This window comes from Halopseudomonas sp. (assembly GCF_047631575.1).
Lineage (GTDB): Bacteria > Pseudomonadota > Gammaproteobacteria > Pseudomonadales > Pseudomonadaceae > Halopseudomonas.
This window is the reverse complement of record NZ_JBLIAB010000001.1, coordinates 423,092-449,506: the sequence shown is the minus strand read 5'-3', so window position 1 is coordinate 449,506 and position 26,415 is coordinate 423,092. Positions and strand designations below refer to the sequence as shown.

23 protein-coding genes, 1 other RNA gene and 1 riboswitch are annotated in these 26,415 nt (G+C 56.2%); of the genes, 19 read left to right on the top strand and 5 right to left on the bottom strand.

Annotated features, from left to right (window positions below; all coding sequences use genetic code 11):
- Positions 1 to 28: 28 nt before the first annotated feature.
- From ACJAXR_RS02125 to ACJAXR_RS02110, 4 genes are read right to left on the bottom strand one after another with little or no spacing between them, the layout of a single operon-like run.
- A complete protein-coding gene (locus ACJAXR_RS02125; protein ID WP_415056603.1) occupies positions 29 to 664 on the bottom strand; it encodes an urea amidolyase associated protein UAAP2 in 636 nt (211 codons plus the stop codon).
- Positions 665 to 675: 11 nt separating this feature from the next.
- Positions 676 to 1,404, bottom strand: coding sequence for an urea amidolyase associated protein UAAP1 (locus tag ACJAXR_RS02120; RefSeq protein WP_415056602.1), 729 nt, complete (start codon positions 1,402 to 1,404; stop codon positions 676 to 678).
- Positions 1,401 to 2,210 (bottom strand): ABC transporter ATP-binding protein, encoded by an 810-nt coding sequence (locus ACJAXR_RS02115; protein WP_415056601.1) that lies wholly within the window; start codon positions 2,208 to 2,210, stop codon positions 1,401 to 1,403. Before ACJAXR_RS02115 ends, ACJAXR_RS02120 begins: the two co-directional genes overlap by 4 nt.
- Before the next feature lies 1 nt (position 2,211).
- Positions 2,212 to 3,030, bottom strand: coding sequence for an ABC transporter permease (locus ACJAXR_RS02110; protein ID WP_415056600.1), 819 nt, complete (start codon positions 3,028 to 3,030; stop codon positions 2,212 to 2,214).
- Positions 3,031 to 3,076: 46 nt separating this feature from the next.
- Positions 3,077 to 3,177: riboswitch (guanidine-I (ykkC/yxkD leader) on the bottom strand.
- Positions 3,178 to 3,436: 259 nt separating this feature from the next.
- Here ACJAXR_RS02110 and rnpB point away from each other — a divergent pair.
- The 17 genes from rnpB to lpxC all read left to right on the top strand — a co-directional run bounded on the left by rnpB (position 3,437) and on the right by lpxC (position 21,928).
- Positions 3,437 to 3,785, top strand: an RNA gene (rnpB, locus tag ACJAXR_RS02105) — RNase P RNA component class A.
- 333 nt (positions 3,786 to 4,118) lie between these two features.
- On the top strand, positions 4,119 to 4,574 hold the full coding sequence (mraZ, locus tag ACJAXR_RS02100; protein ID WP_415056599.1) for a division/cell wall cluster transcriptional repressor MraZ: 456 nt from the start codon (positions 4,119 to 4,121) through the stop codon (positions 4,572 to 4,574).
- A complete protein-coding gene (gene rsmH / locus ACJAXR_RS02095; RefSeq protein ID WP_415056598.1) occupies positions 4,571 to 5,512 on the top strand; it encodes a 16S rRNA (cytosine(1402)-N(4))-methyltransferase RsmH in 942 nt (313 codons plus the stop codon). The genes mraZ and rsmH overlap by 4 nt, the downstream gene beginning before the upstream one ends.
- Positions 5,509 to 5,832, top strand: a complete 324-nt coding sequence (gene ftsL / locus ACJAXR_RS02090; RefSeq protein ID WP_415056597.1) for a cell division protein FtsL — start codon at positions 5,509 to 5,511, stop codon at positions 5,830 to 5,832. Before rsmH ends, ftsL begins: the two co-directional genes overlap by 4 nt.
- Positions 5,829 to 7,586, top strand: a complete 1,758-nt coding sequence (locus ACJAXR_RS02085; RefSeq protein ID WP_415056596.1) for a peptidoglycan D,D-transpeptidase FtsI family protein — start codon at positions 5,829 to 5,831, stop codon at positions 7,584 to 7,586. Before ftsL ends, ACJAXR_RS02085 begins: the two co-directional genes overlap by 4 nt.
- On the top strand, positions 7,583 to 9,055 hold the full coding sequence (locus tag ACJAXR_RS02080; protein ID WP_415056595.1) for a UDP-N-acetylmuramoyl-L-alanyl-D-glutamate--2,6-diaminopimelate ligase: 1,473 nt from the start codon (positions 7,583 to 7,585) through the stop codon (positions 9,053 to 9,055). Before ACJAXR_RS02085 ends, ACJAXR_RS02080 begins: the two co-directional genes overlap by 4 nt.
- Positions 9,048 to 10,439, top strand: coding sequence for a UDP-N-acetylmuramoyl-tripeptide--D-alanyl-D-alanine ligase (locus ACJAXR_RS02075; protein WP_415056594.1), 1,392 nt, complete (start codon positions 9,048 to 9,050; stop codon positions 10,437 to 10,439). The genes ACJAXR_RS02080 and ACJAXR_RS02075 overlap by 8 nt, the downstream gene beginning before the upstream one ends.
- A 1-nt stretch (position 10,440) precedes the next feature.
- Positions 10,441 to 11,523 carry a phospho-N-acetylmuramoyl-pentapeptide-transferase gene (gene mraY, locus ACJAXR_RS02070; RefSeq protein WP_415056593.1) on the top strand — a complete coding sequence of 361 codons (1,083 nt, stop codon included), beginning with the start codon at positions 10,441 to 10,443 and terminating at the stop codon, positions 11,521 to 11,523.
- A gap of 10 nt (positions 11,524 to 11,533) precedes the next feature.
- Complete coding sequence (gene murD / locus ACJAXR_RS02065; RefSeq protein ID WP_415056592.1) at positions 11,534 to 12,883, top strand: UDP-N-acetylmuramoyl-L-alanine--D-glutamate ligase; 1,350 nt, start codon at positions 11,534 to 11,536, stop codon at positions 12,881 to 12,883.
- On the top strand, positions 12,880 to 14,055 hold the full coding sequence (ftsW, locus tag ACJAXR_RS02060) for a putative lipid II flippase FtsW (protein WP_415056591.1): 1,176 nt from the start codon (positions 12,880 to 12,882) through the stop codon (positions 14,053 to 14,055). Before murD ends, ftsW begins: the two co-directional genes overlap by 4 nt.
- Positions 14,048 to 15,118 (top strand): undecaprenyldiphospho-muramoylpentapeptide beta-N-acetylglucosaminyltransferase, encoded by a 1,071-nt coding sequence (murG, locus tag ACJAXR_RS02055; protein ID WP_415056590.1) that lies wholly within the window; start codon positions 14,048 to 14,050, stop codon positions 15,116 to 15,118. Before ftsW ends, murG begins: the two co-directional genes overlap by 8 nt.
- Positions 15,111 to 16,568: a UDP-N-acetylmuramate--L-alanine ligase gene (gene murC / locus ACJAXR_RS02050; protein WP_415056589.1), complete on the top strand. Its 1,458-nt coding sequence runs from the start codon at positions 15,111 to 15,113 to the stop codon at positions 16,566 to 16,568. The genes murG and murC overlap by 8 nt, the downstream gene beginning before the upstream one ends.
- On the top strand, positions 16,565 to 17,482 hold the full coding sequence (locus ACJAXR_RS02045) for a D-alanine--D-alanine ligase (protein ID WP_415056588.1): 918 nt from the start codon (positions 16,565 to 16,567) through the stop codon (positions 17,480 to 17,482). The genes murC and ACJAXR_RS02045 overlap by 4 nt, the downstream gene beginning before the upstream one ends.
- Positions 17,483 to 17,491: 9 nt before the next feature.
- On the top strand, positions 17,492 to 18,358 hold the full coding sequence (locus ACJAXR_RS02040; protein ID WP_415056587.1) for a cell division protein FtsQ/DivIB: 867 nt from the start codon (positions 17,492 to 17,494) through the stop codon (positions 18,356 to 18,358).
- 9 nt (positions 18,359 to 18,367) lie between these two features.
- A complete protein-coding gene (gene ftsA / locus ACJAXR_RS02035; protein WP_415056586.1) occupies positions 18,368 to 19,597 on the top strand; it encodes a cell division protein FtsA in 1,230 nt (409 codons plus the stop codon).
- 91 nt (positions 19,598 to 19,688) lie between these two features.
- Positions 19,689 to 20,879 (top strand): cell division protein FtsZ, encoded by a 1,191-nt coding sequence (gene ftsZ / locus ACJAXR_RS02030; protein WP_415056585.1) that lies wholly within the window; start codon positions 19,689 to 19,691, stop codon positions 20,877 to 20,879.
- A 137-nt stretch (positions 20,880 to 21,016) separates the two neighbouring features.
- Complete coding sequence (gene lpxC / locus ACJAXR_RS02025; protein WP_415056584.1) at positions 21,017 to 21,928, top strand: UDP-3-O-acyl-N-acetylglucosamine deacetylase; 912 nt, start codon at positions 21,017 to 21,019, stop codon at positions 21,926 to 21,928.
- A gap of 63 nt (positions 21,929 to 21,991) precedes the next feature.
- On the opposite strand, the gene ACJAXR_RS02020 is transcribed toward lpxC, so the two are convergent.
- Positions 21,992 to 22,444: a DUF721 domain-containing protein gene (locus ACJAXR_RS02020; RefSeq protein WP_415056583.1), complete on the bottom strand. Its 453-nt coding sequence runs from the start codon at positions 22,442 to 22,444 to the stop codon at positions 21,992 to 21,994.
- Positions 22,445 to 22,520: 76 nt separating this feature from the next.
- Between ACJAXR_RS02020 and ACJAXR_RS02015 the strand changes: the two genes are divergently transcribed.
- Together ACJAXR_RS02015 and secA are read left to right on the top strand one after the other, a co-directional pair.
- Positions 22,521 to 23,441, top strand: coding sequence for a M23 family metallopeptidase (locus ACJAXR_RS02015; protein ID WP_415056582.1), 921 nt, complete (start codon positions 22,521 to 22,523; stop codon positions 23,439 to 23,441).
- Positions 23,442 to 23,678: 237 nt separating this feature from the next.
- Positions 23,679 to 26,414, top strand: a complete 2,736-nt coding sequence (secA, locus tag ACJAXR_RS02010) for a preprotein translocase subunit SecA (protein WP_415056581.1) — start codon at positions 23,679 to 23,681, stop codon at positions 26,412 to 26,414.
- The last annotated feature ends 1 nt before the right edge of the window (position 26,415 follow it).

The window sequence follows — 26,415 nt, the reverse complement described above, 5'->3', positions numbered from 1 at the left end:
CCGGTCGCCAGCGACGACCGGTAACCGTTTAGTCCCAGATCAGTACTTCGGCCGGGGTTGGGTTGTAGCCGTTGCACGGGTTGTTCAACTGGGGACAGTTGGAGATCAGAACGATAATGTCCATATGTGCGATGAGCTCGACATACTTGCCTGCCCCGGATATACCGTCTTCGAACGTCAGGCCACCTTCGGGCGTGACTGGTACGTTCATGAAGAAGTTGATGTTGGCGCTGATATCCGCCTTGTTAAGCCGACCGTCGTGCAGGCAGGCGCGCAGGAAATTGTCCCGGCAACTGTGCATGTAGCGGGTATTGAGTGCGTAACGCACCGTGTTACTTTCCTGGGCACAGGCGCCGCCAAGGGTGTCGTGGCGGCCGCAGGTATCTGCGGTGATAGTCAGCATCGGTTTGCCCAGATTACTGTGGAGCACGCTGCCGGTGGTCAGGTAAACGCTGTTTTGTTTGCGCAGGGTACGCTGCACGTCGTAGCGCTCTCGGGGGTTGGTAGCGCTGTAAAACAGAGTGTCGACCGCCTGGTTGCCTTCCAGATCGTGCAGGCGCAATGTTTGCCCCGCTTTAATATCCAGCATGAAGGGCGCACCGGCGCCCACGTTGGCGCGGTGGCTGGCGGTGTCGGCGGTTTTGTTGCTGTGGGTCAATGTCATTGGGGTGGCCCTCAGAGGTGAATGCGGTCGGTGTTGTGCAGACCGCGAATATTCTCTTCGCGGGTCTTGCGGCACAGGACGGTAATGCCGTCATCGGCGACCTGATGCCAATCCAGCTGGACCGGTCTGGGTGCGTAGGAGGTACCCGGATCGAGCGGATGTTGCAGGGCCGTGAGCACAACCAAGGTATCCATGGGGGCGTAGAGTTCGATATGGTCGCCTGCAACGGAGTTGCCTGGATGGAACACAAAGCGGCTCTCGTCGTCCACAGTGACCTTGCTGAACAGGTTGAGTGTCATCAGCAGATCCGCCAGTCCCAGATTCCACTTGCCCATTTCCACTAGCAAGTTGTCCATGCCGTTGCGGAAGAAGCCATTGCGCAGCTCCTGATAACTGCCGGTGCCGTACTTCTCTGTTACTTCTTCAGCGTTGAGCACGCCGCCGAAGCTGTCGCTCCAGCCGCAGGTGTCGGTCACGATTGCCGCCAGTACGCGCCCCATGTCTGAATACAGGCAGTGTCCGGCGCTGAGCTTGGCTGTGTGCTGGCATTTCAGGCTGTCGGGCAGGTTAAGTCGCTCGCTTTTTTCCTGGGCGTTGAACAGCATCATACTGACATTGGCGCCGCCTTCGATGTCGGTAACACGCAGTAGCTGTCCGCGCTTGAGAACAAAGGAGGTATGCCCGCCGCCGGGCAAGGTTTCGTTGTACAGAGTGGGGCGCAGAGGCGCTGAAACGCTCATTGGATGGCTCCTTGCTGATCGGATGGAAGCAGTTTGTTGCCAACGTGATCGGGTAGCGCATCAAGTGCCTTGCGCGCCGCCAGGCGATCACTGTTGAGGGGGATGTCGTAGGTTATCCGCGCACCGTAGGCGCCAGGAGCTTGCGGATCGCTGCGGACCTTGTCGAACACCAGTAGTCGGGTGCCCAGGGTGAAACCTTCGGTCAAATCATGGGTGACCATAAAAACGGTAAGCCCTGTTTTGCGCCACAGGGAGAGCAGTAATTCATGCATGTCCTTGCGGGTACCAGGGTCCAGTGCGCCGAAGGGTTCATCAAGCAGCAGAATGCGCGGCGCTTTCACCAGCGCCTGGGCGATTGCCAAGCGTTGCTGCATGCCACCGGACAGGGCATGGGGGTATTTGTCGATGGCATCGCTGAGCCCGACTGCTTGGAGCATCTCGATGCTCTTTTCCTTGGCTTCGCGTCTGGCGTTGCCAAACAGTCGGCCAATGAGTGGGGCCGCCTGCAGCTCAAGACCGAGCATTACGTTGCCCAGTACCGTCAGGTGCGGAAACACCGAGTAGCGTTGGAATACGACGCCCCGTTCTGGACCGGGCTCAGCAATCAAGGGCTGGTCGTCCAGTAAAATACTGCCCTTGCTGGGGGTTTCCTGGCCGAGTAGTAAACGCAGGAAGGTCGATTTGCCGCAGCCAGAGGCACCAACCATGGTAATGAACTCGCCGCTGGCGACTTCCAGGTTAAGGTTCTCAAGCACAATGTTGTCTGCATATTGCTGCCACACATGGCGGATAGAGATGGTACTCATGTTATTGGCCTCCCTTTGGCTCGAACCAGGGAAAGACCACCCTACACAAGCCCTTGAGTGAGCGATCCATGGTGAAAGCCAATAGGGTGATCCAGGCGACATAGGGCAGAATCACATCCATGGCCAGGTAGCGGCGCACCAGAAAGATGCGATAGCCAAGACCGTCGGTTGATGCGATGGCTTCGGCAGCGATGAGGAACAACCAGGCCGGGCCAAGCGCTAGACATAACCCCTGAAGTAGCCGCGGTAGAAGTTGCGGCAAGACGACCCGAATGAGTGTCTGCCAGGTACTGGCGCCAAGCGTCTGCGCTTTGATCAGGAGTTCAGTGGGAATCTCGCTGACCCGCTGCTGCATGTCGCGGATCAACACAGGGGTGATGCCGATAACAATCAACATCACCTTGGACAGTTCTCCAAGGCCCATGACAATGAACAAGACAGGTAAAATGGACAAAGGAGGAATCATAGATACCACTGTCACCAGGGGCGACAGGGGCGCACGCACCAGTGGGATCAGCATGGCCAGCCCTAATGTCAGACTGACCGCTGCGCTGATGCTTAGACCAATACCCAGACGTTTGAGGCTGGCAGACGAATCAACCCACCATAGATAGTCACCGCTGCGCTTATCCGGTGTGAATGCCATTCGGTCAATTGCATCGGCCATCTGCGTGAAGCTGGGCAGCAGCTTGTCGTTGGGGTTTTCTGCCAGTCGGGCCTGCGAGCTGAAGATATAGAGTAGCAGCAGTAGTGCGAAGGGGAGCAGGATAAGCCCCAGCCTGGAAACCCTGCCGGGGTTACGGTTCATTAATCGAGACATGCGCTGCTCCATGGGTTACAGGTTACGAGATCTCAGCTATCTGAGGCTCTCCCGGGCTTTTGTCCCGCCGTGTAACCCCCTGCCGGAGGTCGACAACCCTCGGACCAGTCACCTGCAAAGCAGGCCGGAACCCTAGTTGTCTATTGGTACCAAGTTGTATCAGGCATATGCCCGGCAACGCATCAAGGGTCATAACACCCGAGTCTCGTATGCTGCTCATTACAATGCAGGGCTTGTGCCATGTTGGGGCAGGCTTCGATTCGCGGGGGCTATACCGCCATGGGGCGCGAATAAGGTGGTTTTATTTTAGTAAAAGCGCACCGATTTGGTGCTTTTTGTGCGCCAGAGTGGTGCGCGGTCAGTCTGAGCTTGCTGTGCTGCTCGAAGACAGATAATCTTCGCTTCAAGAGTTGGCTGGGCAGTCGCCGTATCGCTTGCGATAGGGAGGAAAGTCCGGGCTCCATAGGGCAGAGTGCCAGGTAATGCCTGGGGGGCGTGAGCCTACGGAAAGTGCAGCAGAGAGTAGACCGCCTAAGCGCGCAAGCGCCGGTAAGGGTGAAAGGGTGCGGTAAGAGCGCACCGCGCGGCTGGTAACAGTCCGTGGCATGGTAAACCCCACTCGGAGCAAGACCAAATAGGAACCCATAGGTGTGGCCCGCACTGGGTTCGGGTAGGTTGCTAGAGGCAGTCAGTGATGGCTGTCGTAGAGGAATGACTGTCCACGACAGAACCCGGCTTACAGGCCAACTCTTATTTTTTCCAGTCGTCGCATTCGATCGAACGAATCGCAGTGAAAATCCCCTCTGTTAGACCAAAAAAATCTTACTCTTAATGTTTTACATTAAGTATCAACTCCATCTGCTTGCCATGGTTTGAGTTGGCTCCCCGGTATTGAAGTAAATTCTCCGTTCTGCTCTTGTTTTAGGTACTAACCCCCTGCTTATAAAGGTTTTTTCGTGAAGTCCTTACTTGACGGTGCGTGCGTGCGGTTCCTATAGTGTGCAGAAGTGGTGTGAAGTGGGTGAAAGTGGGTTGTTTTGGGAAAACCCCTCCATTGCACAGACCAATTCGAAAGGAGATCCAGCGCCGTGTTTCGTGGAGCAAATGCTATCAATCTGGACGCCAAGGGGCGGCTCGCAATGCCGGCGCGTTATCGCGACCGTCTTGTGGACCTCTGTGACGGCCAGTTGGTAGCGACCATTGCCCTTGAAGAGCGGTGTCTGTGGATATATCCGATGCCCGCATGGGAGGCGGTAGAGGCTCAGTTGCGCCGTGCCCCCAATCTCAATCCCGCGGTTAAGCGTCTCAACCGGTTGTTAATTGGTAACGCCAACGAAATCGAGCTCGATAGTAACGGTCGATTCGTCGTTCCGCCGCTATTGCGCGAGCATGCTGGGCTGGATAAGAAAGTCATGTTGGTCGGACAGCTGGATAAGTTTGAATTGTGGAGTGAAGACGCCTGGGAGGCCACTACAGCAGCCTACCTGGACCAAGAACAGAGTCTGGGCGAACTGCCGGACGTATTGCAGACACTAAGCCTATGACCGCTCCAAATCTCTATACACATACCAGCGTGCTTCTTGACGAGGCGATTGAAGGTCTTGCAGTGCGGCCTGGTGGTTTATATGTCGACGGTACCTTCGGACGCGGCGGCCATAGCCGCGCATTACTCGACAGGCTCTCTGCCCAGGGCAGATTACTCGGCTTCGACAAGGACCCGGAAGCTATCCGGGTCGGTGCGGAGCTAGCGGCCGAAGACGGCCGCTTTGTCGTTATACAAAGGTCTTTTGCCGATATGGCAGAGGAGTTGCGTCAACGGGGCCTGCACGGCCAGGTTGATGGTGTTTTGCTGGATCTGGGTGTGTCTTCGCCCCAGCTGGACGACGCCGAACGCGGTTTTAGCTTCATGCATGACGGTCCACTGGACATGCGCATGGATCCGACCAGCGGGCAGAGTGCGGCTGACTGGATTAACAGTGCAGCGGAGGCTGATATTGCTACTGTTCTTAAGGAATATGGCGAAGAGCGTTACGCCAAGCGACTGGCGAGAGCAATTGTTGGCCGTCGCGCCGAACAGCTTTTTACCCGCACAGCCGACTTGGCCGAAGTGGTGAAGGTAGCTAACCCGGCCTGGGAAAAGCACAAGCATCCGGCGACGCGTGCTTTTCAAGGTATCCGCATTTTTATTAATCGCGAACTTGACGATCTCGCTGAAGGGCTCAAAGCGGCATTGGACGTGCTGGCACCTGGCGGACGCTTGGTGGTGATCAGCTTTCATTCGCTTGAAGATCGCATGGTCAAGCAATTCATGCGCCGCGAAGCCAAGGGCGCGCCTTTGCCCCGGGACTTGCCGATTCGCGCTGCAGATATCGAGGTCAGTATTAATCTGGTTGGCAAGGCAATAATGCCCTCGGCTACCGAAACAGCCACCAATCCCCGTGCCCGTAGTGCTGTGTTACGTATTGCTGAGAAGCGTCCATGAGTGCTCAGACCCAGGCTCAGCTGCCATTGACCGCACAAAAGCAAAGCGGACTGCCGCGCAGCAGCGGCTGGCTGTTTATTGTGTGGGGTCTGGTTGTCGTTAGTGCACTCGCTGTCTCTTACAGCTCGCACTGGAGCCGTGTACTGCTCAATGAGTTGGCTGCCGAAATGGATCAGCGCGAAGACGCCCAGGCCGAATGGGGTCGATTGATTCTGGAGCAAAGCACCTGGACTGCCCACAGTCGAGTAGAACGACTGGCGGCAAGCGAATTGCAAATGCGCGTGCCGGAAGCCCGCGAAGTGATTCTGGTGAAGCCATGATCGATCTGAAGCCAAACGGTAGCCTCCACCCATGGCGCTTTCGCGTTGTGATCGGAGTGCTTGCGGTTTGCAGCGCATTGATCAGTTGGCGAATTGTCGAGCTTCAGGTCATGGACGGTGGCTTTCTGAAAAATCAGGGAGACAAGCGCAGCATGCGCCATACAGTCATCCCTGCTCACCGTGGGCTGGTGACCGATCGCTATGGCGAGCCGCTGGCAGTCAGTACGCCGGTACTGACGTTGTGGGCGAATCCCAGCGTTCTTGTTAATCATGAGTCCCGTTGGGATGAGCTTGCCAAGGCGCTGGGCACTGACCCAAAGACCTTTGCCGAACGTCTGCGTGCCAACGCCGGTATGGAGTTCATTTATCTGCGTCGGCACATGACACCTCGTGATGGTGAGTTGGTAGCAGCCCTCAAGGTGCCGGGCGTACACAGTATTGAAGAGTATCGGCGTTTTTATCCAGCCGGTGAGGTCGCTGCTCATCTGGTGGGCTTTACCAATGTGGATGAGGCCGGTCAGGAGGGTCTCGAACTCACCTACAATGACTGGTTGCAGGGTGTGCCCGGTAAGCGTCAGGTGCTGCAGGATCGTCGTGGCCGTCTGATCAAGGACGTGCAGGTCGTCAGCAATGCCCGGCCCGGAAATGATCTGGCCTTGTCCATCGATCTTCGACTGCAATATATAGCCCACCGTGAGTTACGCGAAGCACTGAAGAATTTTGGTGCTAAAGCAGGTTCGGCGGTGTTGGTAGATATTCGTACCGGCGAAATTCTCGCCATGGCCAACCATCCGAGTTACAACCCAAATAATCGGACCAACCTCAAACCCGACATGATGCGCAACCGAGCGCTGATCGATGTATTCGAGCCCGGTTCGCCCATCAAGACGTTTACAGTCGCAGCTGCTCTGATGACCGGTCGCTACCAGCCCACTACGGTCATGGATACGCGGCCCGGTACCATGCGTGTGGCAACAATGACCGTCAGGGATCACCGCAACTACGGCATGCTCGATCTTTCAGGCGTAATCATGAAGTCGAGTAACGTCGGCGCGGTCAAGCTGGCGCTGGATATTGGTGCCGAAAGTATTAATGGGCTGCTGCAGCAGCTGGGCCTGGGTGAGTACACCGGTCTGGGTTTCCCAGGCGAAAGCACGGGTCGTTTGCCGAGTCATCGCAAGTGGCCGCTGGTCGAGACCGCGACGTTGTCTTATGGCTACGGGCTCTCCGTGACTGCTACGCAACTCGTTCAGGCTTATGCCGCGTTGGCGAACGGCGGTCGCCGGTTGCCCTTATCGCTGCTCAAGGTGAACGAGCTACCGCAAGGTACTCAGGTCATCCCGGAGCATATAAGCCAACAGATGCTAACGATGTTGCGCGGTGTAGTTGATAGCGAAGGGGGTACTGGTTCGCGTGCTCGGGTGCCTGGTTACCAAGTAGGGGGTAAAACCGGCACAGTGCATAAGGCTGAGGCTGGAGGTTATGCCGAAGATCGTTATCGCTCGGTATTTGCCGGGATCGCGCCCATTAGTAACCCACGTTTTGCTGCAGTGGTAGTGATCGACGAGCCGAGCAAGGGCGAATATTACGGCGGCCTGGTTGCGGCGCCGGTGTTCGGCGAAATCATGTCCGGCGCGTTGCGTTTGCTCAACGTGACGCCAGACGATTTGCCCGCGCTGGACCAAATCGAGCTGCCGGAATTGCGACAGGTTGAAATACCACCATCACAACAGCCGGAGGGGTCGCGCGGATGATCAACCTCCAGCAGCTTCTTCCCAACAGTCAGTGCGCGCTCGTTGATATAGAACACCTGACGCTCGATAGCCGCCAGGTGCGGCCCGGTAGTCTTTTCCTCGCGTTACCAGGCACGCGCAGTGATGGTCGCGATCACATCAAGCAGGCGTTGGAAGCCGGTGCGATTGCTGTTGCTTATGAATCGGCTGACGGATGCCATGGGGCAGATTTACAGGACTTTGCTAGCAGGGCTGCGATGGTGCCAATAGCCGGTCTTGCCGCGCAGGTCTCTGCCATTGCTGGTCGCTTTTATCTAGAGCCCAGCCAAAATCTGGGTCTGATCGGAATTACAGGGACCAATGGCAAGACCAGCGTCAGTCAGATGCTGGCTCAGGCGTTGAGCTCCATGGGCAAGCCCTGCGGCGTAATAGGGACACTGGGTAGCGGTTTGTTACCCGTACTTACGGACCATGGCATGACTACACCCGATGCCGTGAGCGTGCAGCAACAGCTCGCTGATATGTGCGATCAGGGTGCAGGTTGGGTGTGTATGGAAGTGTCGTCCCACGCATTGGATCAGGGCCGAGTGGCCGCGCTGGAATTCGATCTGGCGGTGTTTACCAATCTCAGTCGCGATCACCTGGACTACCATGGCGATATGGCCCATTACGCTGGGGCAAAAGCCAAGCTGTTCGATCGTCCCCTACAAGCGGCCATCATCAACCTCGATGATGCTTTTGGCCTGGAGTTGATCGAACGCAGCCCCTCCCGTTGCATGACTTACAGTCTGAGTAATGCCGAGGCGGACCTCTATTGCAGCGCCGTTGAGTACACAAGTGCAGGTATCTGCGCCACATTACATACGTCGCGCCGCAAGGCCGTGCTGGCGACCCCTCTGCTGGGTGAGTTCAATCTGGCTAACCTGCTCGCCGTGGTCTGCACATTGCTGGCGCTTGAAGTGCGGCTTGATCGAGCAGTTGAGCTTGCAGCGGGCCTCGCTCCGCCAGCCGGACGCATGCAGCGGCTCGGCGGTCGCGAACAGCCCTTGGTGGTTATCGATTATGCGCATACCCCGGACGCACTAGAGAAAGCGCTAGCGGCTGTGCGTGCCCATGTGTCAGGCAATTTGACCTGCGTTTTCGGTTGTGGTGGTGATCGTGATAGTGGCAAACGCCCGTTGATGGGGCAGATCGCTGAACGAAACGCCGACCACGTGCTGGTGACGGATGACAATCCACGCAGCGAGAATTCGCAGCACATCATCGAACACATACTCGCGGGCATGCAGCACCCCGAGGCTGCCAAAGTCGCGGCCAGCCGCGCGGAGGCCATCCGTAACAGTATCGTTCATGCCCAGGTCGGGGATGTCATTCTTCTGGCCGGCAAGGGACACGAAACCTATCAGGAGATTGATGGCGTGCGTCATCCTTTCAGCGATATCGAGCAAGCTACACGAGCCCTGCAGGAATGGGAGGCGGCTCATGCTTGAAGCCATGCGGCTATCTCAGTTGGTCAAGCCACTCGGCGCCAGCCTTGTTGGCCAGGACGCGAGCTTCGATAGTGTCAGTATCGATGCCCGTACTGTCGTCGAGGGAGGCCTATTTATCGCCCTTGCGGGAGACCACGCAGATGGCCACGACTTCGTCTCTCAAGCGCGCGCCAAGGGTGCGGCTGCGGCAATGGTCGCTTACGTCGTGGATGACCCGCTACCTCAATTGCTGGTGCACGATTGCCGTTATGCCCTAGGTCAGCTCGGTGCTTTGGCGCGTGAAGCCTTTACTGCGCCTGTCTTGGCGATTACGGGGTCGAGCGGTAAAACCAGCGTAAAGGAGATGCTGGCTGCCATCCTCCGTGAGCGCGGTCCAGTACTGGCAACCCTGGGTAATTTAAATAATGAACTGGGGGTGCCACTGACGCTGCTGGCCCTTGAGTCCAAACACCAGTTTGCAGTAATCGAGATGGGTGCAGCGGTTCAAGGTGATATCAGTTACAGCATGAATCTGGCCAAGCCCTCAGTCAGTGTATTGACCAATGCGGGGATGGCCCACGTTGGTCGTTTTGGCAGCCCGGAAAAAATCGCACTGGCCAAGGGTGAGATCCTTACCGGACTGCCTGTGGATGGCAAAGCAGTGATCAACCTCGACAGTCCCTGGTTCGAGCAGTGGTACCAGTCCCTTGGTCGTCGTACTTCACTGGCGTTCAGTCTGAGCAATCCGACCGCACAATTGCGTGCCGAGTCGGTGGAGCTGGACGAGCGTGGTTGCCCTGGCTTTTTGCTGGTGACACCGAACGGGTCGATTACCGTACAGCTGAATTTGCTCGGCATGCATAACGTTGGCAACGCGCTCGCTGCAGCTGGCGCTGCACTGCATGTGGATACTGAGCTGGAAATCATCCGCCGCGGACTCGGCAAAGTGATGCCCGTCACTGGACGGGCATGTCCGCTTGCCGGGCGCAATGGCGCTCTGATCATTGATGACAGCTATAACGCCAATCCAGGCTCAGTGAAGGCAGCAATCGATGTTCTGGCCAATCTGGAAGGTCACCGCATTCTGGTTTTGGGTGACATGGGTGAGCTGGGTGAGTGGGAGCAGCAGAGCCATCGTGAAGTAGGTGAGTACGCCTTGGAGCAGGGGCTGGATGCGCTGTATGCCGTCGGTGCGCTGTCTGCGTTGGCAACCGAAGCATTCGGCGAAAACGGCCATCTGTTTGGCACTAGGGAAGAGCTTGTGGCCGCCCTGGCGTCGCAGCTCGATGGCAACACCAAGGTACTGGTTAAAGGTTCACGCAGCGCCGGTATGGAAGGTGTGGTTGCGGCACTCACCACCGGTGTACCCAGTGCCACGCAAAACAATAACAACGGGGCCCACTGATATGTTGTTGCTACTGACCCAATATCTGCAACAGTTCTACACCGGTTTTGCGGTGTTTCAGTACCTGACCCTGCGCGGTATTCTGGGTGTTTTGACAGCCCTTGGTCTGGCGCTGTTTCTGGGTCCCTGGATGATCCGCACTCTGAGCTTTCGCCAGATAGGCCAGTCGGTACGTAATGACGGACCACAGTCGCACCTGTCCAAGGCGGGTACGCCGACCATGGGCGGTGCGCTGATTTTAATGGCGATCGCGGTGAGTACTCTGCTTTGGGCCGATTTGCGCAATCTGTATGTGTGGGTCGTGCTAGGCGTGACATTGTCTTTTGGTGCGATTGGCTGGGTCGATGACTATCGCAAGGTGGTAGAAAAGAACTCACGGGGCCTGCCTTCACGCTGGAAATATTTCTGGCAATCGGTGTTTGGTCTGGCGGCGGCCGTCGTTCTGTTTATGACTGCTGACTCTCCGGTTGAAACCACCCTGATCGTCCCTTTCTTCAAGCAGATCGAATTTCAGCTTGGAGCCCTGTTCGTGGTGCTGACCTATTTCGTTATCGTCGGCTCGAGCAACGCAGTAAACCTGACTGATGGCCTGGACGGCTTGGCTATTCTGCCGACCGTCATGGTGGGCGGCGCGCTGGGTATTTTTGCTTACCTCTCGGGCAACGTACGTTTTGCCGAGTACCTGCTGATTCCTTACGTGCCAGGTGCCGGCGAGCTGATTATTTTCTGTGGCGCGCTGGTGGGTGCAGGCCTGGGGTTTCTCTGGTTCAACACCTACCCGGCCCAGGTCTTTATGGGCGATGTGGGTGCGCTGGCGCTGGGTGCCGCGCTGGGTGTAATCGCCGTCATCGTGCGCCAGGAAATAGTCCTGTTCATCATGGGCGGTATTTTTGTCGTCGAGACCCTGTCAGTGATCGTCCAGGTCGCCTCATTCAAGTTGACCGGAAGACGGGTCTTTCGCATGGCACCGATCCACCATCATTTTGAACTGAAGGGCTGGCCTGAGCCGCGCGTGATAGTGCGGTTCTGGATTATTACCGTGGTACTGGTACTGATCGGTCTGTCCACATTGAAGCTGCGTTGAGGATTAATTTGTGTCACTGATTACCACGGACAAACAGCGGATTATCGTCGGGCTCGGGAAGACTGGGCTGTCGGTTGCCCGCTATCTGGCGGGCCGCGGCCTGCCATTTGCCGTGGCAGACACGCGGGCGAATCCTCCTGGTCTGGATCAGCTCAAGCGCTTTGCACCAATGGCCGATCTGCATCTGGGCGAACTGGATGCAAATGTATTGAGTCAGGCTGTCGAGTTGATAGTAAGCCCAGGCATTGCGGTGTCAGAGCCTGCATTGGTGGCTGCGCGTAACGCTGGCGTTAGTCTAATAGGTGATATCGAGTTATTCGCCCGTGAAGCGCGTGCACCGATCATCGCTATTACAGGCTCGAACGCCAAGAGCACGGTCACCACTCTGGTTGGCGAAATGGCTGTCAAAGCCGGCAAACGGGTCGCTGTGGGCGGTAATCTTGGAAACCCGGCGCTGGATCTACTTGACGAAAAAGCCGAGTTGTATGTGCTCGAACTCTCCAGCTTCCAGTTGGAAACAACAGACGATCTGAACGCCGAAGTGGCCACCGTATTGAATATGAGCGCGGACCACATGGACCGTTATTCCGGTTTCGTCGCCTACCATCAGGCTAAGCACCGGATATTCCGCGGTGCCCGACAGGTCGTGGTCAATCGTGACGACAATCTGTCCCGCCCGCTGTTGAATGAACAATTGCCATGCTGGACCTTCGGTCTGTCGCGCCCTGATTTCAAAGACTTTGGACTGGTCAAGGAAGACGGTGAGCAGCATTTGACCTTCGAGTTCAAGCAACTGATGGCTGTATCAGAACTGAAAATGCGCGGTGCGCATAATCACGCCAATGCGTTGGCGGCGCTAGCCCTTGGGCATGCTGTGGGCCTGCCTATAGAAGCCATGTTGCAGACCCTGCGCGAGTTTACTGGTTTGCCCCACCGTTGCCAGTGGGTTGCCAGCCGTGCGGGCGTGGATTATTACGATGACTCCAAGGCCACCAATGTGGGTGCTGCCCTGGCTGCTATCCAGGGCTTTGCTGCTGACTGCACGGGTAAGCTGGTGCTGATCGCTGGTGGTGATGGCAAGGGTGCGGATTTTAAGCCCCTGCGCGATGCCGTCCGTAGGCACTGCAGGGCCGTTGTGTTGCTCGGACGAGATGCACCCCTGTTGGCCGAAACTCTGGATGGCTGCGCGCCGCTCATGCGGGTTGCAACCCTGGAAGAGGCTGTCACAAGTGCCTCTCAGGTAGCCGAGCCCGGCGATATCGTTCTGCTTTCTCCGGCTTGCGCCAGTCTTGATATGTTCCGTAATTTTGAAGAACGCGGACAGTTGTTCGCTCAGGCCGTGGGGAGACTGACGCAATGATCGGAGTCTCGACCATCAAGCAGGCAGCCGCACCGCTGATCGGAGCGCGCAGGTTCGATATGGACATGCCGCTGCTGGTAGCTGCGCTGTGCCTTCTCGGTCTTGGCCTGGTGATGGTTTCGTCAGCTTCTATGGAAGTGGCGGCAGGACAATTGGGCAACCCGCTGTTCTACATGATTCGGCAGCTGATTTATGTGTTGATCGGTTTTGCAGCCCTGGTATTCGTCCTGTCCGTGCCGATTCGCTTGTGGGAACAGTTCCGTTTTCCCCTGCTATTTATAGGTATTGCGTTGCTGATCGCGGTGTTGATTCCCGGTATCGGCCGTGAGGTTAATGGCAGCTGGCGCTGGATTGCAGTCGGGCCGATCAACATTCAGCCTTCTGAGCTGGCAAAGCTTTTTGCCGTTGTCTTTCTCGCCGGTTACCTGGTGCACCGCCAGGAAGAGGTGAAGGAAGGCTGGTTTGGTTTTATCAAGCCCTTCATGGTGCTGTCCCCAATGGCCCTGCTGTTGATTGCCGAACCTGATTTTGGTGCAACGGTGGTGTTGATGGGTGCCGCGGTGGGCATGTTGTTTCTGGGCGGTGTAGGTATGTTCCGCTTCATTTTGTTGTTTGGCTCGATTGCCATTCTTGGCGCGGTTTTGATCGTTATCGAACCCTATCGCCTACAGCGTCTGACCAGTTTCCTTAGCCCCTGGGAAGATCCGTTCGGCACCGGCTACCAACTTACCCAGGCATTGATTGCTTTTGGTCGCGGCGAGTGGCTGGGGCTGGGTCTAGGTAACAGCATTCAGAAGCAGTTCTATCTCCCCGAGGCCCATACTGACTTTGTTTTTGCGGTGCTGGCAGAAGAGCTTGGTTTACTCGGAGCTTTATCGGCTTTCGGCTTGCTGGTATTTCTCGGTGTTCGCAGTCTGTACATCGGTCTGTGGGCTGAGCGTGCAGGGCGCCTGTTTGCTGCTTATCTGGCTTACGGGCTGGCGATCATGTGGATTGGTCAGATACTAATCAACGTGGGCGTGAATGTTGGGTTGCTACCAACCAAAGGACTTACCTTGCCATTTCTCAGTTACGGTGGCAGTTCGCTGGTGGTGTGCTGTGTGAGCTTGGGTATTTTGTTGCGGATCGACTGGGAGCGCCGGCAGGCGTTACGGGAGGCGAGCGATGAGTAACCGGGTGCTGATCATGGCAGGCGGCACCGGTGGACATGTGTTCCCGGCACTGGCCTGTGCCCGGCTATTTGCCGAGCAGGGTTACGAGGTGCACTGGTTGGGTACGCGTCGTGGTATCGAGGCCGAGCTTATTCCGGCAGCGGGCATTCCGATTCATTATATTGATATTCAGGGCCTGCGTGGCAAAGGGCGTCTCGGCCTGTTAAAGGCACCTGTACAACTGATACGCGCGCTGTTTCAGTCTCTACGGCTGCTCTCGGTACTCGAGCCGGTTTGTGTGCTCGGCGCGGGCGGCTATGTGACGGGTCCTGGCGGCCTGGCCGCCTGGTTAAAGCGTATCCCTTTGGTCATTCACGAGCAGAATGCGGTGGTCGGCACTGCAAATCGCCTGCTGAGTCGTGTTGCCAAGCGTCATTGCGAAGGCTTCGCAGGCAGCTTTGCCGATACACCCAAGCGTCTCACCACGGGAAACCCCGTACGCGAGGATATTTTCCAGGTACCAGATATGAGCTGGCAGGAAAACCGCCAGCCTAGGCTGCTGGTACTGGGCGGCAGTCTTGGCGCGATGCCACTGAATACATTATTACCCTTAGCAGTCGCTCTGGTGAATAAGCAGGTGCGCCCCGAGATTTGGCATCAATGTGGTCGCCAGCACGTCGATACCACGACTCAGGGTTATCAGGCCGCGGGCGTGACGGCTCGAGTAGAGCCTTTCATTACCGACATGGCTGCAGCCTACAGCTGGGCTGACCTGGTCGTGTGCCGCGCAGGCGCCTTGACAATCAGCGAGCTGGCGGCAGCGGGGCGCCCCGCGCTGCTGATCCCGCTGCCCCATGCGATTGACGATCACCAGAGTGCTAATGCCGCCTTTCTGGCGAATCACGAGGCTGCCCTGTTGCTGCCGCAGAGCAGTCTCGACAGCGAAACACTCGCTCAACAATTGAATAGCCTTTTTAGCCAGCCGGAGACTCTTCACGCAATGGCCGAACATGCCCGCCGTCAGGCGACACCCAACGCCACTGTTGATGTGGTCCGTGCTTGTCAGGAGGTGACTCATGGTTGAGCCACGCCAGAAGGCGACCTTCTTTCTACCAGAGATGCGTCGGATTCGTCGTATCCATTTTGTCGGTATAGGTGGCGCGGGCATGTGCGGTATTGCCGAAGTGCTGTTGAACCTTGGCTACGAAGTGTCTGGCTCGGACCTCAAGCGTTCTGCGGTGACTGACCGGTTGGAAAGTTTTGGTGCACGAGTCGATATCGGCCATCGCCCAGAAAACCTGCAAAATGCAGACGTACTCGTGGTGTCCAGCGCTATCAATCCAAGCAACCCGGAAGTGGCTGCGGCAATGGAACAGCGAATTCCGGTGGTGCCACGGGCTGAAATGCTCGCCGAGCTGATGCGTTATCGGCACGGCATCGCAGTGGCCGGAACTCATGGCAAGACCACCACCACCAGTCTGATCGCTTCGGTCTTGGCGGCGGCTGGCCTCAGTCCGACCTTCGTGATCGGTGGCCGGCTGACCAGTGCAGGAACCAATGCTCAACTGGGCCAGAGTCGTTATCTGGTGGCTGAAGCAGATGAGAGCGACGCCTCCTTCCTGCATCTGCAGCCCATGACGGCCATTGTGACGAACATAGATACTGACCATATGGACACCTATGGCGGCGACTTCAACAAGCTCAAGCGGACCTTCGTCGAGTTTTTGCACAACCTGCCATTTTACGGCCTGGCTGTTGTCTGTGTGGATGACCCGGTGGTGCGAGAAATAATGCCGCAGATTAACCGTCAGGTGGTTACTTACGGTCTGACTGAAGGTGCTGATGTGCACGCAATAGATATTCATCAGCACGGTATGCAAACCCACTTTACGGTTGTGCGGCAGGGTCATGCCAACCTTGAGGTCTCGGTCAATATGCCCGGCGTACACAACGTACTGAATGCCTTGGCGACTATCGCGGTAGCGACAGATGAAGGTATTGATGATGCGGCGATTATCACTGGATTAAGTTATTTCGAGGGCGTCGGTCGGCGCTTTCAAGTGTATGGCGAATACCCGCTCGGCGATGGCGAAATCATGCTGGTTGATGACTATGGTCACCATCCGCGTGAAGTGGCTGCCGTGATCAAGGCCGTGCGCGCAGGTTGGCCCGAGCGCCGTCTGGTGATGATTTATCAGCCCCATCGGTTTACTCGAACCCGCGACCTTTACGAAGACTTTGTTCAAGTTCTGGGCGAAAACAACGCGCTCTTGTTGATGGAGGTTTACCCCGCCGGTGAAGAGCCTATTCCCGGGGCTGACAGCCGCAACCTCTGTCGCAGTATCAGACAGCGGGGGCAGCTTGACCCTATTTACGTTGAGCGCGACGCCGATGTTATGCCCTTGCTCGAAGCCGTACTTCAGCCGGGAGATATTCTTCTGACCCAGGGCGCGGGTGATATCGGCGGGCTTGCGGCGCAATTGGCTGAGGGGCTGGTAAGAAAGGCAGAGAAAGATGCGGAGGGCGGCGCGTGAACAATCCAGCTGATTTCGGACGGGTAGCCGTATTGTATGGCGGCCGTTCGGCCGAACGATCGGTGTCATTGAAGTCTGGCAAGGCGGTGCTTGATGCGCTGCAGAACGCAGGTGTTGATGCCTATGGTATTGATGCCGGTGCAGATCTTGCGACGCGTTTGATTGCAGAGCGTCCAGATCGCGTATTCATTGCCTTGCACGGTCGCGGTGGTGAAGACGGTAGTTTACAAGGGTTGCTCGAAAGCCTTCAGCTGCCCTACACCGGCAGTGGCGTCATGTCCTCAGCGCTGGGCATGGACAAGCTGCGCACCAAGCTCATCTGGCAAAGCCTCGGTTTGGCCACGCCGGCCTATGCGGTATTGCGTGATCAAGCTGACTGCGAGCGGATTGTTGCCAGTCTTGGCACTCCCTTAATAGTCAAACCGATTCACGAAGGTTCGAGCATCGGTATGGCCAAGGTTCAGAGCGTGCAGGAGTTGGAGCAGGCATGGCAGGCCGCACGTCAATACGACGATGTAGCCTTGGTTGAAAAGTGGATTACCGGTGCAGAGTTTACGGTCGCTATTCTCGATGGTCGCGCTATGCCGGCGATTCGCCTGCGTACGCCACACACGTTTTACGACTATGAAGCCAAGTACCTGACCAATGATACCCAATACATCTGCCCCTGTGAGTTGGCGCCGGAACGTGAAGCGGAGCTTGGCGAGCTGTGCCTGGAAGCCTTCAATGCAGTTGGTTGCCGTGGTTGGGGTCGGGTCGATGTGATGCAGGACCAGGCTGGAAAGTTCTATTTGCTGGAGGTCAATACTGTGCCCGGTATGACTGATCACAGCTTGGTACCTATGGCTGCAGCGGCAGCGGGTATGTCATTCACTGAACTGGTACTGGCGATTCTCGCCAGTGCCCGTTACTGAGGAACTAGCATGTTGCGGCAGATGGTCAGAGACCCTCGGGCAGGCAAGACCCGCACCCGGCGCGTAGCGCCGGGGCAGGGTGCCGTGCGCGTGGCTCCGGTTGCCGCTCGAAGCTGGCCGCGCCTGTCTCTGGATCGCCCTTCGCTCAATGGCGCATTGACGCGGATCAAGCAGGTGCTCTGGCCGCTACTGCTGCTCGGTCTGGGCGTCGGCTTATACGAGCTGGGCAGCCGGATTCTGCCGTTGGCCGACCAGCCGATCGAATTGATCAGTGTTCAAGGCGAGTTGCAGTACATCGATCCGGACGCCGTGCAGGCGGTGATTCAGCCATACCTGCATGAGAGCTTTCTGGGTATCGATCTGAATGCGATGCGCAACGATCTGACTGGAATGCCCTGGGTTGCCAGCGCCGCGGTCACACGCGTGTGGCCCAGCCAGCTGATCATTCATCTGGATGAACAGTTACCGGTTGCGCGCTGGGGTGATGCGGCGCTGTTGAATAACGCGGGCAAGGCTTTTACGCCGGACGATATAAGCCGCTTTGCCGATCTGCCGCAACTGAATGGTCCGCAGCGGGCAAAGCAGCGGGTTATGCAGTACTACCAGCAGTTCAATCGGCTGTTGCGGCCGTTCGGACAGGGTGTAGCAAAGCTGGAGCTACGCGAGCGCGGGAGCTGGTTTTTGACTACCCAGGACGGAATTCAAGTACTGCTGGGTCGTGATGATCTGGTAGACAAGATGCAACGTTTTTTGACCATCGACCAGCACATGCTGGCCGCGTATCGACAGCAGATAGCGCGCGTCGATTTACGCTATGACAACGCGATGGCAGTAGCCTGGCGCGAGCCGGTTGCACAGCAATCCACAGGAGAATAACGAGATATTATGGCTAGCAAGCAGGGTAGCAGAATGATTGTCGGGCTCGATATCGGGACCTCCAAGGTAGTCGCACTGGTCGGCGAGATCGGCCTTGACGGCATATTGGAGATCGTGGGTATTGGCTCGCACCCCTCGCGCGGCCTGAAGAAGGGCGTGGTGGTCAATATCGAATCCACTGTGCAATCGATCCAGCGTGCCATTGAAGAGGCAGAGTTGATGGCCGGCTGCGAGATCCACTCGGTTTTCGCTGGAATTGCCGGTAATCATATTCGCAGTCTCAACTCCCATGGCATCGTCGCCATCCGAGATCGGGAAGTGGTCCAGGCAGACATTGATCGCGTGCTCGATGCCGGTCAGGCGGTGGCTATACCTGCTGACCAGAAAGTACTGCATATACTGCCTCAGGAGTATGTGATCGATAACCAGGAAGGCGTACGCGAACCACTGGGGATGTCCGGTGTGCGCCTCGAAGCCAAAGTGCATCTGGTTACCTGCGCTTTAAATGCGGTACAGAACATCGAAAAATGCATCCGTCGCTGTGGTCTTGAGGTTGAGGACGTGATTCTCGAGCAGTTGGCCTCCAGCTACGCAGTGCTGACGGAGGATGAAAAAGAACTGGGTGTGTGCATGGTCGATATCGGTGGAGGAACCACTGATATTGCCATCTTCACCGAAGGCGCGATTCGGCATACCGCCGTGATCCCCATCGCTGGCGATCAGGTGACCAACGATATTGCTATGGCCCTGCGTACACCAACGCAGTACGCCGAGGAAATCAAGATTCGTTACGCCTGCGCCCTGGCTAAGCTGGCTGGCCCGGAAGAAACCATCAAGGTCCCGAGCGTAGGTGAACGTCCCCCACGCGACCTGTCCCGCCAGGCACTGGCCGAGGTAGTCGAGCCGCGTTACGACGAACTGTTTACGCTAATTCAGGCTGAGCTGCGTCGCTCCGGTTTTGAAGACATGATTCCGGCGGGCATTGTACTGACCGGCGGCACATCGAAGATGGAAGGCGCCGTGGAGCTGGCCGAAGAGATCTTCCATATGCCGGTACGGCTTGGCACGCCGCAGGAATTCAAGGGGTTGGCGGATGTGGTGCGCAACCCCATATACGCCACCAGTGTAGGTTTGCTGCATTACGGCAATCGGCATCATGCGGCTGCCGCTAGCAACTTAGAAACGAGCAAGGAATCTCCGCTGATCCGTATAAAGCGGTGGTTTAAGGGTAATTTTTAAGAGCCGCATAAAAGCGGTCAAGGCCTCGCGCAAGCGAGCATTGCAATAACGAAACGAAACGAAACGAGTTAGTACTCGAGGAGATGGGACCATGTTTGAATTAATTGATAACGTTCCGCAAAACGCAATAATAAAGGTTGTTGGTGTCGGCGGTGGCGGCGGTAATGCGCTGCAGCACATGGTCGTCAACAATGTCGAAGGTGTTGAATTTATCTGCGCCAATACCGATGCCCAAGCACTGAAAAATGTTAGCGCACGGACAATCTTGCAGCTGGGTCCCAACGTCACCAAAGGCCTGGGTGCCGGTGCTAATCCGTTGATTGGTCGTGAAGCCGCTATGGAAGACCGCGAGCGTATTGCAGAAGTGCTACGCGGCGCGGACATGGTCTTTATCACCGCGGGTATGGGTGGCGGTACCGGTACTGGAGCGGCGCCTATTGTTGCCGAAGTAGCGCGCGAAATGGGTATCCTCACTGTTGCAGTGGTCACCAAACCGTTTCCGTTTGAAGGCCGCAAGCGTATGCAGATTGCTGAAGAGGGTATTCGGGAGCTGAGCGAACACGTTGACTCTTTGATCACTATCCCCAATGAAAAACTGCTGACTGTACTGGGCAAAGACGCGAGTCTATTGGCCGCTTTCAGCAAAGCTAACGATGTGTTGTTGGGCGCAGTTCAGGGTATTGCTGACCTCATCATGCGTCCAGGCATGATCAACGTCGACTTTGCTGACGTAAAAACCGTCATGAGTGAAATGGGTATGGCTATGATGGGCACAGGCCACGCCAGCGGCCCGAATCGGGCCCGTGAGGCAGCCGAGGCGGCTATTCGCAGTCCGTTGTTGGAGGACGTGAATCTGATGGGTGCACGGGGCATTCTGGTTAACATCACTGCGGGTCCTGACCTGTCTCTGGGCGAGTTCTCTGAGGTCGGCAACATAGTCGAAGAGTTTGCTTCTGAGACGGCCACGGTCGTCGTCGGTACTGTCATCGACCCCGAGCTGCGCGATGAACTGCGAGTGACCGTCGTTGCTACCGGTCTGGGTGCAAAGATTGAAAAGCCGGTCAAGGTGGTTGATAACACCAGCGCGCAGGCTCCCGTAAGCCGTTATACAACAGGTCACGCAGCAGACAATACTGCGCCCAACTATCGCGACCTGGATCGTCCGACGGTTATGCGCAATACAGGGCAGGGCAGCAGTGCGGCAGCAGCGCGGCTGGATCGGCCGGTAGAAGATCTAGATTATCTGGATATTCCAGCTTTTCTGCGTCGGCAGGCGGATTGACCCGAGTCGATAGATCGGATCAATGACAAGGATAGGGCTGATTGGTGTTCAATAAAGGTGGGCTTTGCTATGATGCTAACCACTCTTTTTGAAAATAGTTCGCAACTTTTGTGCAACTACAGCGGAAACACTTAAGCATGATCAGACAGCGCACACTGAAGAACATCATCCGGGCCACTGGTGTTGGTCTGCATTCGGGTGAGAAAGTTTATCTCACGCTGAAACCGGCGGCTATTGGTACCGGTATCGTGTTCGTCCGGACCGATCTCGACCCTGTGGTCGAGATTCCGGCCCGGGCCGAGTTCGTGGGCGAGACGACCATGTCGACAACACTGGTTAGAAATGGGGCCAAGGTCGACACCGTTGAGCATCTGTTGTCCGCTATGGCTGGTCTGGGTATCGACAATGCCTATGTCGAGCTCAGCGCCTCCGAAGTCCCAATCATGGACGGCAGTGCGGGTCCTTTTGTATTCCTGATCCAGTCCGCTGGAATCGAGGAGCAGGACGCTGCCAAACAGTTTATTCGTATCAAGCGGGAAATTACCGTTGAGGAAGATGGCAAAAGTGCCAGTTTCCTGCCCTTTGAGGGTTTCAAGGTGTCCTTCGGGATCGACTTTGATCATCCGGTATTCCGCGGACGCAGTCAGTTCGCCTGTGTGGATTTTTCCAGCACGTCGTTCGTCAAAGAGGTTAGCCGGGCGCGGACCTTTGGATTCATGCGCGATATCGAGCACCTGCGATCGCAGAATCTGGCGTTGGGAGGCAGCGTCGATAACGCTATTGTAGTCGACGAGTACCGTGTGTTGAATGAAGACGGCCTGCGCTATGAGGACGAGTTCGTCAAACACAAAATACTGGATGCCATCGGCGATCTATACTTGCTGGGTAAAAGCCTGGTCGGTGAGTTCCGTGGTCACAAGTCGGGCCATGGTCTGAATAACCAGCTTCTCCGCGCCTTGCTTGCCAACAAGGATGCTTGGGAAATAGTAACATTTGAAGATGCAGGTACTGCTCCCATCTCCTTTATGAGACCAGCTGCTGCTGTCTGATTTCTAGTTTCGTTTCGTATTTGGTGGCCACTTCGGTGGCCATTTTTTTGCCTAAAAACAGACTTATTTTTCCGTATGGTGCTGTGCCAAACGCTCAAGCGCGGCCTTTAGCGCGGGGTTTGTCACTTGCGTAGCAGTGTCGTGTAATGTCTCTGCAGCGACTGCAGATTTGCGCATGTTGTGAGCGGGTGGTGGTTTTTTGACCAACACGGGCTGTACCTTGCAATGAATTTTGGTTAAAGTCGCGAATTCATTGAAAGCCTGTAACTGACGAACAAGGCGTTTTTGCTGGTATCGCATTCTGGTTGCCCAGTGACTGTCGGACACTATGAGCCGCAGTACACCCTCGTGCATAGAGGCCACACGACAGTGATCTCTCGCCGCAGGCTCCAGCAAGGTATCGAGCAGGATTTGCAGTCGTTCCACTGCTCCAGCCTTAATGAATAGACTCTTAAGGGTGGCATTAGTTCGGATTAAATCGCCGGGTCGACGGGCATCAAGGGGATGGAAGGACATTGCGGCTGCCGATTGAAGTGATTGAGCAGCGGTTATCCTATCAGAACCGCAGAATACGTACTTTGGGGATTTTTAATTGAACATCATCATTCTCACCGACCGCCAAGGCGCTGCCCGCGCGGTTACTCTCAGTCTGCCGGTAATGCTGGCAGCACTGGTGGCGTTGATAGCTCTGCCGGTCAGCGCATTAGTTTTGACCTGGTCGATGCTTGGATCTGAGTCACAGTCGGATTCTGAGAGGACCAATACTGACGCCATATGGGAGCGGACTCTGGCTGAGCTTGAAGTCAATGAGGCTGCTAGCAGCGAGTCCCAGACGCAGTTGACACATATGACCCAACAGTTAGCTCGTTTGCAAACGCGCTTGCTGCGGCTGGACGCCCTGGGAGTGCGATTGACCGAGCTGGCTGATCTTTCCGACGGCGAGTTTGACTTCAGCTCCGACCCCGGCATGGGCGGCCCTGAATTGCGTAATAATAACGCGAGCCAGGAGTCTGACGTGCAGCTGGTACTTGATCGGCTCGCTGATCGGATAGACGATCGTACCCAGCAGATGAAACTGTTGGAACAGCTGATCATGAGTCGCTCTGCCGACAACAATGCCCTGCTTGACTTTATGCCTGTCAATGAAGGCTATGTGTCATCCGCTTTCGGACGGCGCACCGACCCTATTACGGGCCGCATCGCCATGCACACAGGTACCGATTTTTCGGCGCCACGTGGCACGCCGATCTTTGCCGTAGGTGCCGGCGTGGTGACTTTTTCTGGCCGCAATGGCGCTTATGGGAATATGATCGAAATTTCCCATGGCGACGGATACAAAACCCGGTATGCCCATGCCCATGAGCTAAAAGTGAAAAAAGGCGATCTTGTCGGCAAAGGCGAACAGATTGCCACTGTGGGTACCACTGGCCGCTCTACCGGACCTCATCTACACCTCGAGGTTTACCGCAAAGGCATGGCCGTCAATCCTGCGCGTTATATCGCGCTCAATTGAATGCTCGCGTCTGCTCAAATCGCAGACGTTCTGATGTATTTGTCCTCTGATTGATTGTTAGCCCACGTCTTGCTTCTGTCTGCTGGCATAATGCCCGCAGCGTTGGCAGCGCGGTCTCGAACCTTGGCTCCAGCAGGTTTATTGTGCAACGCTATTCAGAGTAGAATGCTCGTTTACGGTTTGGCCTAGTACGTACCGGCTGCGCCGCCCACCCTCAAACGGATATCAACGTCGACTATGTTTGCGCCTTTATTGAAGAAGCTGTTTGGAAGCAAAAACGAGCGTGAGTTGAAGCGTATGGGCCGAATCGTTAACGCGATCAATGCCCAAGAAGAAAAGCTGAACGCTCTGAGCGATGATCAGTTAAAGGCCAAGACCGCCGAGTACAAGGAAAGGGTGGAGAAGGGCGAAAGTCTTGACGCAATACTGCCTGAAGCCTTCGCATTGGTGCGTGAGGCGAGCAAGCGCGTGATGGGCATGCGTCACTTCGATGCCCAGATGATCGGTGGCATGACGCTGCATGAAGGGCATATCGCGGAAATGAAAACGGGCGAGGGCAAAACGCTGGTTGCGACCTTGCCGGCATATCTCAATACGCTTTCCGGAAAGGGTGTGCACGCGGTCACGGTGAACGATTACTTGGCTCGCCGGGATGCCAACTGGATGCGGCCCTTGTATGAATTTCTTGGGCTGACGGTCGGCGTAGTCGTCCCTTTTCAGGATCCTGAAGACAAAAAAGCCGCCTATCGTTGCGATGTTACCTATGGCACCAACAACGAATTCGGCTTCGATTACCTGCGCGACAACATGGCTTTCCGGCTTGAGGACAAGTTTCAGCGCGAGCTCAACTTCGCCATCGTTGACGAAGTCGATTCGATTCTGATCGATGAGGCGCGCACGCCGCTGATCATTTCTGGTCCTGCCGAAGACAGTTCGCGCATGTACGCCGCGATCAACAAACTGATTCCTACACTTGACCGTGGCTATCTTGCCGAAGAGGGTCAGGAGGAAGTTGAAGGTCACTATTACATCGACGAGAAGACCCGGCAGGTTGAGCTTAACGAATCCGGTCACCAGTTCGTCGAGAAGTTGTTGGTCGAGGAAGGTCTGCTGACGGACGGAGACAGTCTCTATGCCGCACAGAATCTCAACTTGCTCCAGCATGTTCATTCGGGACTGCGCGCGCATACCTTGTTCCACCGCAACGTCGAATACATTGTGCAAAACGATCAGGTGTTGCTGGTAGATGAGCACACTGGCCGTACTATGCCAGGTCGTCGTCTATCGGAAGGCCTGCACCAGGCCATCGAAGCAAAGGAAGGCCTGAAGATCCAGGCTGAGAGCCAAACGCTAGCTTCCACGACTTTCCAGAATTACTTCCGTCTCTACAACAAGCTGTCTGGCATGACCGGTACCGCCGATACGGAAGCCTTCGAGTTCCGGCAGATTTACGGTCTTGATGTTGTGGTCATCCCCACCAATAAGCCCATGGCACGGAAGGACTATAATGACCTGGTCTACTTGACCATTGGTGAGAAGTTCGCTGCCATCACAGCGGACATCAAGCACAGCATGGGTGAGGGCAGGCCAATTCTGGTGGGTACTGCCTCAATTGAGTCGTCTGAGGCTGTCTCTCATCTGCTCGATTTAGAAAAGATTCCGCACAAAGTCCTGAACGCCAAGCATCATGAAAAAGAAGCTGAAATCATCGCGCAGGCAGGCCGTCCGGGTGCAGTGACCATTGCCACCAACATGGCTGGCCGTGGAACTGACATCATCCTGGGTGGTAGCTGGGAAGCCGAAGTGGCCAGTCTCGACAATCCGACCGATGAGCAAGTCGCTCAGGTCAAGGCTGAATGGCAACAGCGTCATCAGCAGGTTCTGGAGTCAGGCGGCTTGCACATCATCGCCTGTGAGCGCCACGAGTCGCGGCGTATCGACAACCAGCTGCGCGGGCGTGCGGGTCGTCAGGGCGACCCGGGTTCCAGCCGCTTCTATCTCTCGTTGGAAGACAGTCTCATGCGCATCTTTGCCTCCGATAGGGTAAAGAACTTCATGAAGGCACTGGGCATGGAGAAAGGTGAAGCGATTGAACACCGCATGGTCACCAATGCAATCGAGAAAGCGCAGCGCAAAGTTGAAGGGCGCAACTTCGATATTCGTAAGCAATTGCTTGAATATGACGACGTTGCCAACGAGCAACGAAAGGTTATTTACGGACAACGTAATGCCATCCTCGCCGCCGAGGGTGTATCCGATACCGTTACAGCGATTCGTGAAGATGTGGTGGCAGATGCCATCAGCCAGTACATTCCGCCACAAAGTGTGCCGGAGCAATGGGATGTCCCCGGGCTCGAGCAGCATCTAAACGCTGAGCTGGCTCTTAATGTACCGTTGCAGCAATGGCTGGATGAAGACGACACCTTGCATGAAGAAGGGCTGCGTCAGCGAATCCTGGACGAGTTGGTCAAAGCTTATGCCGAGAAGGAAGAGCTGACGGGCGCTGATGCACTGCGTTCCTTTGAGAAGCAGATGTTATTGCGTGTGCTGGATGATCTCTGGAAAGAGCATCTGGCAACCATGGATCACTTGCGCCAGGGCATCCATCTGCGCGGCTATGCACAGAAAAACCCGAAACAGGAATACAAGCGCGAAGCCTTCAATTTGTTTGAGGAAATGCTCGAGTCGGTCAAGCACGACACTATTCGTATTCTCAGCCATGTGAAGGTGCGTCGCGAAGACGCCGCCGAAGAAGAGGCCCGCCAGCGTCGTCAGGCAGAAGAGATGGCCAAACGCATGCAGTTCAAGCATGAATCGGTAGAGTCGCCGTCCGACGAAGGTAATGAAGGCAAAAGCGAGCACACTGCTGCGGCTGCGCCTATTACCCGCGAAGGCCCCAAGGTTGGACGCAACGACGCTTGCCCCTGTGGGTCAGGCAAGAAATATAAACAGTGCCACGGCAAAATAGCCTGAG

What these genes read in the sequence shown, in the direction of transcription:
- ACJAXR_RS02125 (WP_415056603.1), bottom strand. Translation starts at nt 664, where the DNA reads ATGACATTGACCCACAGCAACAAAACCGCCGACACCGCCAGCCACCGC.
- ACJAXR_RS02120 (WP_415056602.1), bottom strand. Translation starts at nt 1,404, where the DNA reads ATGAGCGTTTCAGCGCCTCTGCGCCCCACTCTGTACAACGAAACCTTG.
- ACJAXR_RS02115 (WP_415056601.1), bottom strand. Translation starts at nt 2,210, where the DNA reads ATGAGTACCATCTCTATCCGCCATGTGTGGCAGCAATATGCAGACAAC.
- ACJAXR_RS02110 (WP_415056600.1), bottom strand. Translation starts at nt 3,030, where the DNA reads ATGTCTCGATTAATGAACCGTAACCCCGGCAGGGTTTCCAGGCTGGGG.
- rsmH (WP_415056598.1), top strand. Translation starts at nt 4,571, where the DNA reads ATGACCGCTCCAAATCTCTATACACATACCAGCGTGCTTCTTGACGAG.
- ftsL (WP_415056597.1), top strand. Translation starts at nt 5,509, where the DNA reads ATGAGTGCTCAGACCCAGGCTCAGCTGCCATTGACCGCACAAAAGCAA.
- ACJAXR_RS02085 (WP_415056596.1), top strand. Translation starts at nt 5,829, where the DNA reads ATGATCGATCTGAAGCCAAACGGTAGCCTCCACCCATGGCGCTTTCGC.
- ACJAXR_RS02080 (WP_415056595.1), top strand. Translation starts at nt 7,583, where the DNA reads ATGATCAACCTCCAGCAGCTTCTTCCCAACAGTCAGTGCGCGCTCGTT.
- ACJAXR_RS02075 (WP_415056594.1), top strand. Translation starts at nt 9,048, where the DNA reads ATGCTTGAAGCCATGCGGCTATCTCAGTTGGTCAAGCCACTCGGCGCC.
- mraY (WP_415056593.1), top strand. Translation starts at nt 10,441, where the DNA reads ATGTTGTTGCTACTGACCCAATATCTGCAACAGTTCTACACCGGTTTT.
- ftsW (WP_415056591.1), top strand. Translation starts at nt 12,880, where the DNA reads ATGATCGGAGTCTCGACCATCAAGCAGGCAGCCGCACCGCTGATCGGA.
- murG (WP_415056590.1), top strand. Translation starts at nt 14,048, where the DNA reads ATGAGTAACCGGGTGCTGATCATGGCAGGCGGCACCGGTGGACATGTG.
- murC (WP_415056589.1), top strand. Translation starts at nt 15,111, where the DNA reads ATGGTTGAGCCACGCCAGAAGGCGACCTTCTTTCTACCAGAGATGCGT.
- ACJAXR_RS02040 (WP_415056587.1), top strand. Translation starts at nt 17,492, where the DNA reads ATGTTGCGGCAGATGGTCAGAGACCCTCGGGCAGGCAAGACCCGCACC.
- ftsA (WP_415056586.1), top strand. Translation starts at nt 18,368, where the DNA reads ATGGCTAGCAAGCAGGGTAGCAGAATGATTGTCGGGCTCGATATCGGG.
- ftsZ (WP_415056585.1), top strand. Translation starts at nt 19,689, where the DNA reads ATGTTTGAATTAATTGATAACGTTCCGCAAAACGCAATAATAAAGGTT.
- lpxC (WP_415056584.1), top strand. Translation starts at nt 21,017, where the DNA reads ATGATCAGACAGCGCACACTGAAGAACATCATCCGGGCCACTGGTGTT.
- ACJAXR_RS02020 (WP_415056583.1), bottom strand. Translation starts at nt 22,444, where the DNA reads ATGTCCTTCCATCCCCTTGATGCCCGTCGACCCGGCGATTTAATCCGA.
- secA (WP_415056581.1), top strand. Translation starts at nt 23,679, where the DNA reads ATGTTTGCGCCTTTATTGAAGAAGCTGTTTGGAAGCAAAAACGAGCGT.